This is a genomic window from Rhodococcus sp. 15-725-2-2b (genome assembly GCF_002259075.1).
Lineage (GTDB): Bacteria > Actinomycetota > Actinomycetes > Mycobacteriales > Mycobacteriaceae > Rhodococcoides.
Genome location: NZ_NPFL01000007.1, coordinates 80,737 through 91,799 on the forward strand (window position 1 = coordinate 80,737; position 11,063 = coordinate 91,799).

8 protein-coding genes are annotated in these 11,063 nt (G+C 65.3%); 1 reads left to right on the forward strand and 7 read right to left on the reverse strand.

From position 1 onward, the window contains the following. The 7 genes from CH306_RS10215 to CH306_RS10245 all read right to left on the reverse strand — a co-directional run bounded on the left by CH306_RS10215 (window position 1) and on the right by CH306_RS10245 (window position 9,346). Complete coding sequence (locus CH306_RS10215) at window positions 1-1,491, reverse strand: aldehyde dehydrogenase family protein (RefSeq protein WP_094646512.1); 1,491 nt, start codon at window positions 1,489-1,491, stop codon at window positions 1-3. Beyond that, window positions 1,488-3,035: an acyl-CoA synthetase gene (locus CH306_RS10220; RefSeq protein ID WP_094646513.1), complete on the reverse strand. Its 1,548-nt coding sequence runs from the start codon at window positions 3,033-3,035 to the stop codon at window positions 1,488-1,490. The genes CH306_RS10215 and CH306_RS10220 overlap by 4 nt, the downstream gene beginning before the upstream one ends. A 132-nt stretch (window positions 3,036-3,167) precedes the next feature. Further along, window positions 3,168-3,797: a TetR/AcrR family transcriptional regulator gene (locus tag CH306_RS10225; RefSeq protein ID WP_306436613.1), complete on the reverse strand. Its 630-nt coding sequence runs from the start codon at window positions 3,795-3,797 to the stop codon at window positions 3,168-3,170. A gap of 28 nt (window positions 3,798-3,825) precedes the next feature. Then, on the reverse strand, window positions 3,826-6,000 hold the full coding sequence (locus CH306_RS10230) for a 3-hydroxyacyl-CoA dehydrogenase NAD-binding domain-containing protein (protein WP_094646592.1): 2,175 nt from the start codon (window positions 5,998-6,000) through the stop codon (window positions 3,826-3,828). A gap of 35 nt (window positions 6,001-6,035) precedes the next feature. After that, the gene (locus CH306_RS10235) at window positions 6,036-7,244 is read right to left on the reverse strand and encodes an acetyl-CoA C-acetyltransferase (protein WP_094646514.1); all 1,209 of its coding nucleotides are present in this window, start codon (window positions 7,242-7,244) and stop codon (window positions 6,036-6,038) included. Between the two features lie 37 nt (window positions 7,245-7,281). Next, window positions 7,282-8,475, reverse strand: coding sequence for an acyl-CoA dehydrogenase family protein (locus CH306_RS10240; protein WP_094646515.1), 1,194 nt, complete (start codon window positions 8,473-8,475; stop codon window positions 7,282-7,284). A gap of 172 nt (window positions 8,476-8,647) precedes the next feature. After that, the gene (locus tag CH306_RS10245; RefSeq protein WP_045198123.1) at window positions 8,648-9,346 is read right to left on the reverse strand and encodes a FadR/GntR family transcriptional regulator; all 699 of its coding nucleotides are present in this window, start codon (window positions 9,344-9,346) and stop codon (window positions 8,648-8,650) included. A gap of 194 nt (window positions 9,347-9,540) precedes the next feature. On the opposite strand from CH306_RS10245, the gene CH306_RS10250 reads away from it, so the two are divergent. Beyond that, on the forward strand, window positions 9,541-10,911 hold the full coding sequence (locus CH306_RS10250) for an SLC13 family permease (protein ID WP_094646516.1): 1,371 nt from the start codon (window positions 9,541-9,543) through the stop codon (window positions 10,909-10,911). Window positions 10,912-11,063 lie beyond the last annotated feature (152 nt).

Below are 11,063 nucleotides of genomic sequence, written 5' to 3' on the forward strand. Positions count from 1 at the left end.
TCACCGACGGTGACGGAGCCCGAGCAGGCGGTCGATCAGCGGCATGACCCAGCGCTTGCGGTGGAGCGTCACCAGCTCGAATCCGGGGATGTCGAACAGCTTCGTGACGCGGCTGTGAGTGCGGCAGAACTCGGCGAACCCCTCGTCGCCGTGTACCCGCCCGAAGCCGCTGGCACCGACACCACCCATCGGAACAGATCCCATTCCGGCGAACGCGATTACCGAATTGACGGTGACCTGACCGCACACCAGCTGCGCCGCAATCTCTTTGCCCTGCCTGCGGGAGAACACCGAAGCGCCGAGAGCGTACCGATGATCGTTGCTCAGCTCGATCGCCTCGTCGATGCTGTCGACCTCACGGACGGTGACCGTGGGGCCGAAGGTCTCCTCGCGAACGGCCGAGCAGCTCTCGGGGGTGTCCACCAACACGGTGGGCCCGACGAATCGCTCGCCGATCGAGGACAGTCCGCCGATCAGTGCTCGACCACCCGCCGCCTCGGCGTCGGCGAGATGGCGTCGAACGATGTCGATCTGGCCGGGCATCGTCATCGGCCCGTAGGTGGCCGACGCATCACCACCGGGCCGGATGGAGCGCGCATGCTGCACGAGAGCGCCGGTGAATTGTGCTGCGACACTCCGCTCCACGTACACCCGCTCGACTCCGACGCACGTCTGCCCGCTGTTGCCGAATGCTCCCCAGGCCACCGCCTCGGCTGCTGCCGCGATGTCCGCGTCCGCAGCGATGATCACCGGATCCTTGCCGCCGCATTCCACGACCACCGGTGTCAACGTCTCGGCGCACGTGGCCATGATCTTCGAGCCGGTTCTCGTCGAGCCCGTGAACGCCATCTTGTCCACACCCGATCGGCACAGTGCGGCACCGGTCTCGCCGTATCCGGTCACCAGTGACAGAATGCCCAGTGGCAGAGACGGATTGGCTTCGTGGAACGCGCGGACGTATCGGGCCGCTACCGCGGGGGTGTATTCGCTCGGCTTGAACACCACGCAGTTACCTGCTGCCAGCGCCGAACCGATCGCGCTGTTGGGTGCATACAGGGGGTAGTTCCACGGACCGATGACGCCCACGACACCGAGTGCCACCGTCTCCACGTGAGCGGAGTAGTTCGCGAGCAGCAACCCGGGGCCGACTCGGCGCGACCGCATGAGCTTCGGTGCCTGCTTCTCCGCCCACGCGATGTGCTCGAGGGTCAGTACGACCTCGAGCAGTGCATCGTCGGCGGGTTTGCCGTTCTCGCGGTGAATGAGATCGACGAATTCGGTTCGATGACTCCAGATTTCGTGTCGCCATGCCCGCAGGTGTCGGGCGCGAGAACGTGGCGGCAGCGAGGCCCATGTGCGCTGTGTCTTTCGCGCGAGTCCGACCGTCCGCGCGACGGACTCCGCCCCATCGACGGGGAACGAGGCGACCGGACCGTCGTCGATGGGGGAGAAGGAATCGAACGTGGTTCGCGCCTGGACCTGGCTGGTCACAGGGACGCTCCGAGCGCGTCCTTCGCCACGTGGGCGTCCCGCAGTTCGCGCTTGAGGATCTTTCCCGCGCCGCTCATGGGCAGCGCGGTGACGAACTCGATGGTGCGCGGGGTCTTGTATCCGGCAACGTAGCTGCGGGTGTGATCGCGAAGTTCTTCGACCGTCGGCGAGGTGCCATCGGCCAACACGACACAGGCGTGGACGCGCTCGCCCCATTCGCCGTCGGGCACACCGATCACGGCGCAGGCCAGGACGGCGGGATGGCGGCTCAGTGCGCTCTCGACCTCTGCGCTGTAGACGTTCTCGCCGCCGGTGATGATCATGTCCTTGAGTCGATCGACGACGAACAGGAATCCGTCGGCGTCGAGGTAGCCCACATCGCCGGTGTGCATCCAACCGTCGCGAACGGCCGCGGCGGTCTCGTCCGGCTTGTTCCAGTAGCCCAGCATCACGTGTCCACCGCGAACACAGATCTCGCCGACGGATCCGGTGGCCAACTGCTCGTCGTCGGGGCCGAGAATCCGGATCTCCGAGTGCGGGGCCGCGCGACCGGCCGAGCCGATGCGTTCTCCCACATGGTGTTCCGGCCAGAGCAGCGATGCGACCGGTGCGAGCTCGGTCATGCCGTAGGCCTGAGTGAGACGGGCCTGCGGGAGGCGTGCCAGGGTGCGCTCGAGGACGCCTGCGGAGATCGAGGATCCTCCGTACAGCACACGACTGAGCGAGGAGGTGTCGAACTCGCTCAATGCGGGGTAGTCGACCAGAAGCTGAATCATCGTCGGTACCAACAACACATCGGTGATCGAATGCTCGGCGATCGCGCCGAGGACGGCGGTCGGCTCGAAGAACGGAACCATGACGTGGGTACCGCCGAGCATGACCTGCCCCACCCACGCGGCCAGATCGGCGAGGTGGAACATCGGAGCGGCATGGAGCAGGATCGATGCGTCGTCGAGCAGCTGTCCGGTCGCCACCGTTCCCAGGCCGGAGGTGACGAGGTTCGCGTGCGAGAGCATGACGCCCTTGGGGAAGCCGGTGGTGCCGCCGGTGTAGAAGAGTCCTGCGAGTGCGTCGCCGCTACGGCGGGCGTCGGGGACGGGATCGTGGGACGAGACCAGGTCCTCGTACGAGACCATGCCCTCGGGGGTGGTGCCGTCTCCGCAGTAGACGATGGTCTGCAGGCCGGCACATGCCGGGCGCAGTGCCGGGACCATCGCACCGAAGGTGTCGTCGACCAGCAGGACCTTGGTGTCGGAGTCGTTGAGTGCGTACGCGACCTCCACGGGCGACCATCGGATGTTCACGGGGTTGAGCACGGCGTCGGCCCACGGCACCGCGAGCAGGTACTCCGAGTAGCGGTCGCTGTTGAACGCCAGCATCGCAACTCGATCGCCGGACTCGACGCCGATGGAGTGCAGGCCTGCCGCCAGTCGTGCCACTCTGTCGATCTGTTCGGCGAAGGTACGAACGCGATCGCCGAACACCGTCGCTGCGCTGTTCGGAGTCGTTGCGGCGGAGCGATGCAGGCCTTGGGTGAGATACATGTCGAGTCCCTTGTGCGAGAGGGGGCGAGGGCGCCCGGGTGAATACCGTCACAGTTCCACCTTGTTGGCACTGTGTCAATAGTGGAGGTGTAGGGCGACCCGGCTGGCGATTCCGCGAAAACGGTTGTCTTGCTAACGTTCCCGAGCGTCGTCGAAGGAACGTGCGGTTGCGAGAACGGTGACGAGCACATCCGTCAGCAGAGTCTCGACCTGCTCGCGCGTCAGTGTGCCGCGCACCAACCACTCGCGGCCCGCTGCCTTGACCATGCCGCCGAACGCGCGCACCGCAGACGTCGCGATGCGACGGTCACCGCCTCTGCCCTCGAATGCCGTTGCATCGAGCACGCGTTCGGCAGCCAGATCGTCGGCCTCGTCGAGAATCTGCGCCACCTGTTCGTCCACACCCGAACCACTCGCCATCGACACCCATGCCGTGCCGTGTGTCTCGATCACCCCCACCAGCCAGTGCACACTGCCACGTGCCCGCTCCTCGAGTGAGCCCGTGGGCAGATGTACGTCCTCGATCGGCGGCACGGTGACCAGGAATCGAACACTCTCGAGGTACAGATCGCGTTTGCTGCCGATGTAGTGGTGAATGAGCCCGCGGGCGACGCCGGCCGAGGCGGCGACGTCCGACATCGACACCTCGGCGTACGGCTTGTCGCCGAACAACCGAACGGCGCTGGCCAGGATCTGTGTCCGACGCTCGTCCGGCTCGAGTCGATTCCACTTGGGTGTACTTGCAGCCGGCATGGTTCTCATGATCGCACCGAGCCGACTCCGTGAGGCGTCAGAGGTACCGCTCGGTGCGCGAGCGCAGTGACCTCGGCACGACGAACCGATCGCCGTACCGTGTCCGCAGTTGGTCGGCCCGCTCGACGAATCCCGGGAGTCCGCCGTCGAACTGGTTTACGAACTGCAACACACCGCCGGTCCAGGCCGGGAAGCCGATGCCCAGAATGGATCCGATATTGGCGTCGGCGACGGTTCGGAGGACGCCCTCGTCGAGACACGCGATCGAATCCAGGGATTGTGCGACGAGCATCCGATCCATCATGTCCTCGAACGGAATTCCATGATCGGGGCGGTGGTAGTGCTCCACCAGGCCCGGCCACAGCCCCGCCTTGGTGCCGTCCTCGGCGTACTCGTAGAAGCCGCGACCGCCCTTGCGGCCGGGCCGATCGAACTCGTCGACCAGCCGATCGACCAGAGCATACGAATTCGACACGATCCACGGTCGACCCTCGGCGCGGGCGGCCTGCGCCATGCCCTCGCGGATGTGCCTGGACAGGGTCAACGAGATCTCGTCCATGAGAGCCAACGCACCGGACGGGTAGCCCGCCTGGAGAGCGGCCTGCTCGACGGTGGCGGGGTGCACGCCCTCCGCGACCAGCGAGATCGCCTCGTCCATGAACCGGCCGATGACGCGAGTGGTGAAGAAGCCGTGACTGTCTCCGACGACGATCGGCGTCTTGCCGATCAGACGGACGAAGTCGAATGCGCGGGCCAGAGTGGAATCACTGGTGTGTTCTCCCACAACGATTTCCACCAACGGCATCTTGTCCACCGGAGAGAAGAAGTGCGTGCCGACGAAGTCCGAGGTGCGCGAGACTCCCGTCGACAGCTCGGTGATGGGCAGGGTCGAGGTGTTCGAGCACAGCAGTGCGTCGGCGGTCAGATACTTCTCGACGGCCTCGAACGCGCCCTGCTTGACGGCGGGATCCTCGAACACGGCCTCGACGACCAGATCGCACCCCTCGGCATCGGCCGCGTCGGAACTGGGTGTGATCAGAGCGAGCACCGCATCGGCGTCGGCCTGGGTCGTGCGCCCCTTCGCGACGGCCTTGCCGAGAATCGAACGCGCGTAATCCTTTCCACGCTCGGCGGATTCGATCGAGATATCACGCAGTACGACGGGAACCTCGGCCGACGCGACGACGTAGGCGATGGCGGCACCCATCATCCCGGCACCGATCACCAGCACCTTCTCGGGTACCCGGTGCAGTTCGCCGCTCGGACGAGAGCCGCCCTTGTTGATGGATCCGAGATCGAAGAACATCGATTGGATCAGATTGCCCGAGACCGGACCGCAGGCGAGTGCCGTGCAGTGTCGGGTTTCCACGATCGACGCCGACTCGAAGTCGAGCACCGACCCTTCCACCGCGGCAGCAACCACCGCGATGGGTGCGGGCATGGGTGCACCCTTGACCTGCTTGCGTACGGTGGCCGCGAAGGCAGGCAGCTGAGCAGCCAACGCGGGTGAGGCCGCGGTGCCGCCGGGAATCTCGAACCCCTTCCTGTCCCAGGGCTGTACTGCAACGGGATTGGCGACGATCCAGGCACGTGCGTTCGCCATCATCTGCTCGTGGGTGTCGACGACCTCGTCGATCAGTCCGATCTCGAGTGCCTTGGCCGGCCGGTAGCGTTGGCCCTGGCCCACCACCTGTGTCAATGCGCCGACGATTCCGAACATCCGCACCGTTCGGGTGACGCCGCCCGTGCCAGGGAGCAGACCGAGGGTCACCTCGGGAAGGCCGAAGCGAGAGTTGCTTCTGTTCACGGCAATTCGGTGATGGCAGGCCAGCGCGATCTCGAAGCCGCCACCGAGCGCGGTGCCGCCGAGTGCAGCGACGACGGGCTTGCCCAGCTTCTCGAGCCGACGGAACTTGTCCTTGGTGAAGTCGAGGGCATCGGCGATGCGTGCATGGTCTGCGGGGCCCGCGTCGCGCAACAACTCGAGGTCACCACCGGAGAAGAACGAATCCTTTGCCGAGGCGACGATGATGCCGTCGTAGTCATCGACGTTGGCTTCGAGCCAGTCGACGGTCCGACCGAGCGATTCGCCGAACGCGGTGTTCATGGTGTTGGTGGACTGCGTCGGGTCGTCGATCGTCACCACGAGTACGCGGTCGGTCCCGATCTCGCCGGTGATCGTCGACGTCGTCAGTGCAGCAGAGGTATTCATCGTGTCCTCGGGTCGTTGTTCGAGCGCGGGGGTGGTCACAGGCGCTCGATGATGGTGGCGACGCCCATTCCGGCACCGATGCAGAGCGTGATCAGCGCATAGCGCTCGCCGCGGCGCTCGAGCTCGTCGAGAGCCATTCCGGTGAGCATTGCTCCCGTTGCGCCCAGTGGGTGGCCCATCGCGATCGCGCCGCCGTTGACGTTGATGCGCTCGTGGTCGACGTCCAGCTTCTTCGCGTAGTTGAGCACCACCGAAGCGAATGCCTCGTTGACCTCGAACACCGCGATGTCGTCGAGACCGAGTCCCGCCGCGGCCAACACCTTGTGGGTGGCCGGAACCGGGCCGGTGAGCATCAGCGTCGGGTCCGATCCGGCGACGACCCCGGCCACGACGCGTCCGCGTGGGGTCAATCCGCCTGCGCGACCGGCCTCTTCGGAGCCGATGAGAACCATCGCGGTGCCGTCGACGATGCCGGAGGAGTTGCCTGCGTGGTGTACGTGATCGATGCGCTCGACCTCGGTGTACTTCTGCATCGCGACGGCGTCGAACCCGGCGAGCGAACCCATCTGTGCGAACGATGGTGTCAGGGCGGCGAGGTCGGCAGTGGTGGTCTCGGGTCGCATGATCTCGTCGTGATCGAGCATCAGCCGGCCGTTCGTGTCGAAGACGGGGATGACCGACTTCTCGAAGTGACCCATCGACCAGGCATGCGCCGCTCGTTGCTGGCTACGTACCGCGTAGGCGTCGACCTCGTCCCGATCGAACCCCTCGATCGTCGCGATGAGATCTGCGCTGACTCCCTGTGGGACGAAGTAGTTGCCGTAGTTGGTCAGCGGGTCGCACGGCCACGCGCCGCCATCCGCCCCGAGCGGCACACGAGACATCGATTCGACGCCACCGGCGACGATGAGCCGATCCCATCCGGACCGAACACGTTGCGCCGCAGTGTTGACGGCCTCGAGCCCCGATCCGCAGAAGCGGTTGAGCTGAACGCCGGCCACGCTGTCCGGTAGGCCGGCCGCCATCGCGACGGTTCGGGCGATGTCGCAGCCTTGATCGCCGACTGGGGTGACGACACCGAGCACGACGTCGTCGATCAGGGCCGGATCGAGCTGGGAGTGTCGAGAGAGCAACGTGGACAACGTGTTCGCGGCCAGATCGACCGGCTTGACGGTGTGCAGTGAGCCGGAGTTCTTGCCGCGGCCACGTGGACTGCGCACTGCGTCGTAGAGGAATGCCTCCATGATGGTGCCTTTCTGGGGGCTACAGAATTACCGAGTTCTACAAGGAACGGGAAATGAGGTCTTTCATGACTTCGTTGGCACCGGCGTAGATGCGGGCGATGCGGCCGTCGACGAACATGCGGGCGATGGGGTATTCCTCCATGTAGCCGTACCCACCGAAGAGCTGCAGGCACCGGTCGACCACCTCGAACTGTCGGTCGGTGGTCCAGTATTTGACCATTGCGGCCGTGGTGACGTCGAGTGTGCCCGAAATATGCTGTGCCATGGCGTCGTCGACGAAGGTGCGCACGACGCGGCCGATGGTGGCGCATTCGGCGAGCTCGAACTTGGTGTTCTGCAGATCGAACAGTGTCTTGCCGAACGCGCTGCGCGACTTGGTGTACTCGACGGTCTGCGCGACGGCGGCGTCGATCATCGCAGCGGCGGCGATGCCGCAGATCAGGCGTTCCTGGGGGAGCTGCTGCATCAACTGCGCGAAACCGCGACCCTCATGACTTTCCTGGTCGTTCCTGCCGGCTCCACTCCCGCCCCCGAGCAGATTCGCGGCGGGAATGCGAAGGCCGTCGAAGGTGAGTTCGGCTGTGTCCTGGCCCTTCTGGCCGATCTTGTGCAGCACGCGTCCGCGGTGAAAACCTTCGGTGTCATCGGAGACCTCGGCGACGAGCAAGGACAGTCCCCGGGCTCCCGCGGACGGATCGGTCTTGGCGGCGATGATGAGCAGATCGCAGTGAGCTCCGTTGGAGATGAAAGTCTTTCCGCCGGTCACCACGTAGTCGTCGCCGTCACGCACGGCGCGGGTTGTAATGCCTTGCAGGTCCGATCCGGTGCCCGGTTCGGTCATGGCGATGGCACCGATCCACTCGCCCGAGCACAGTTTCGGCAGCCACCGCTGCTTCTTCTCCTCGGACGCGTAGGCCAGGATGTAATGCGGAACGATGCCGCTGTGCACGCCGAGCTGCATGGCCGAGTCGCCGGCGCGGACCTGTTCTTCGAATAGCACTGCCTCGTGGCGGAAGTCGCCGCCGCCTCCGCCGTATTGCTCGGGTACCGACATGCCGAGCAGCCCGAGGCTGCCTGCGGTGCGGTAGACCTCGCGGCTGGGGCGTCCGGCCGCCGCGAATTCCTCCCGGTGCGGTGCGACCTCTTTCTCGAAGAATCCTCGGGCGAGCTGGCGCACGTCGGCGAGCTCGGTGGCGAGGTCGTCGGTGGAGCGGTCTGCGAGTGCAGTCATGGGGGTCCTTGGCTCGAAGCGCGACTGTAGTTTATTGGCGCTGTGCCAATAATGATGGCGCGACGATGTCGTGGATGTCAACCAATGGGTGTTGCCCGAGCTGCCGAACTCGAAGTTGTGGACGGATTCCGGTCAGAATTCATCCATGACTTCGAGCTCGGCGGGGAGTTCTCTAGCCGTCGACCGATCGCAGTAGCGCGACGTCCGAGACGAGTCGGATGTGGTCGGCCATTGCCCGGCCCGCCTCGGCCGGATCCTGATTGCGCACGGCCTCGGCGATGCGTCGATGATGCTCGAGCGAGGCCTGGGGGCGGTCGGACTGCGACAGTGACTCGATGCGGGTCTCGCGAATCAGCTCGGCGATTTCGCCCATCAGGCGAGCGAGCAGCGGTGAGTGCGCGGCCTCGGTGATGGCGTGATGGAAGAGCTCGTCGCCGGAGTCTCCGCGATCGCCGTCGGTGATCTCGGTGGCCATCACGGACACCGCGTGGTCGATGGCTGCCATCTCGTCGTCGCTGCGCCGCGTTGCGGCCAGTTCGGCGAGCTTGACCTCGAGTGCCTCTCGGGCTTCGATCACCTCGGGCAGTCGATCGGCGTGCTCGCGCAAGGCGCGAATTGCCATGTCGCCCACGGGTCGTCGGACGAGTACCGCCCCATCGCCGTGGCGCACGGCGAGGATGCCCTGCACCTCGAGTGCAACGAGGGCCTGACTCAGCGACGCTCTGCTGACTCCCAGGTGGCCGGCGAGTTCGCGCTCGGGTGGAAGTCGATCGCCAGGGTTCATGTCGCGATCGGCGATGTGCTTGCACAGCTGCTCGACGATGACCTCGTACAGCCGTGGTCGGGTCACGGGGCGAATTTGCTCAGCCACTGTGTCACTCGCTCTCTGTTCCTCTGGACCTCCACCCTAGCCGCCGCCCACGTGGTAACGGCAGACACATTCGGGGTTGACAAGTGATCCACTTCACTGGTTGAGTCCCTATTGACTCAGTGGCCAGTCCAATTAGCCACTGGAGATCCTGGGCAACCGCTCGGGTGACACCACAGACGGACCGGAGACCTTCGATGTCGACCGAGTTGATACCCATCCTTGCGCTCGTCGTCATGTTCCTCGCCGCAACCGTGTTCCCCGTGAACATGGGTGCGTTGGGGTTCGTGGCGGCGTTTTTCGTCGGAACACTTGCCGTGGGCATGGGGGCCGACGACATCATTGCCGGCTTCCCGAGCAGTCTCTTCCTCACGCTCGTCGGCATCACCTACCTGTTCGCCATCGCGCAGAACAACGGCACGGTCGACCTGCTGGTCCGCGGAGCCGTTCGACTCGTCGGTGGCAGGGTGGCGCTCATCCCCTGGGTGATGTTCGGCATCACCGGCGTCCTGACCTCCATCGGGGCGCTCGGGCCTGCCGCGGTGGCCATCGTGGCCCCGATCGCGCTCGGCTTTGCCGCGCGCTACAAGATCAACGCGCTGCTCATGGGCATGATGGTCATCCACGGCGCGCAGGCGGGCGGATTCTCGCCCATCAGCATCTACGGCGTCACGGTCAACAACATCGCCGCCAACGCAGGACTCGTCAACAGTCCGCTCACACTCTTCCTCGGCAGCCTGTTCTTCAACGCCGCGATCGGTGCGCTGCTGTTCATGTTCCTCGGTGGCCGCTCCCTCATCGGACGCAGCGTGCACGACGAGGACGGCAGTCGTCCCGACGGCGACTCGGGCGGCGTCGGCGGCTCGGGTTCTCGGACGGTCATGCGCGGCTTCGGCTCCTCGACGCCTCGTCCGTCCGGTCAGACGGTCACGGTCGAGAATGCACCGCCCTTGGCCACCGCGGTCAAGGCCATCACCTTCGATCAGATTCTCACGCTCGTCGGCCTGGCCTCGCTGGCCCTGTTCGCCCTCGTGCTCGATCTCGACGTCGGCTTCATCGCGATGACGGTGGCCGTGGTTCTCGCTCTCGCATCGCCCAAGGCGCAAAAGGGTGCGATCAACCAGATCAGTTGGTCGACGGTTCTGCTCATCGGCGGCGTACTCACGTTCGTCGGGGTCCTGCAGGAAGCCGGAACTGTCGAATACGTCGGCGATTCGGTCGCGAGCATCGGTATCCCGCTCCTGGTGGCGCTGCTGCTCTGCTACATCGGTGCCATCGTCTCGGCCTTCGCGTCGTCCACCGCGATCCTCGGCGTCACCATCCCGCTGGCCGTCCCGTTCCTGCTCGCGGGTGAAGTAGGCGCTATCGGAGTCATCGTGGCCCTGTCCATCGCCTCGACCATCGTCGATGTCAGCCCGTTCTCCACCAATGGAGCCCTGGTGCTCGCCAACGCCCAGGACATCGACCGAGATGTGTTCTACAAGCAGATCCTCAAGTACAGCGCTCTGGTTGTGGTCATCGGTCCACTGGTCGCCTGGGGATTGCTGGTGGTACCCGGCTGGATGTAGCTCGACAGTAGCTCGGATGCGGTTCTCGATGATGGCGGCACGTGTGTTCGACGTGCCGCCATCACGCGTCTGAGCTGGGCAAAGTCCCGGAAATCGTTACTTGACTTCTCTGGGGTTCGCTGGTCCAATGGAATTGGCTAGGCCACTAGCCC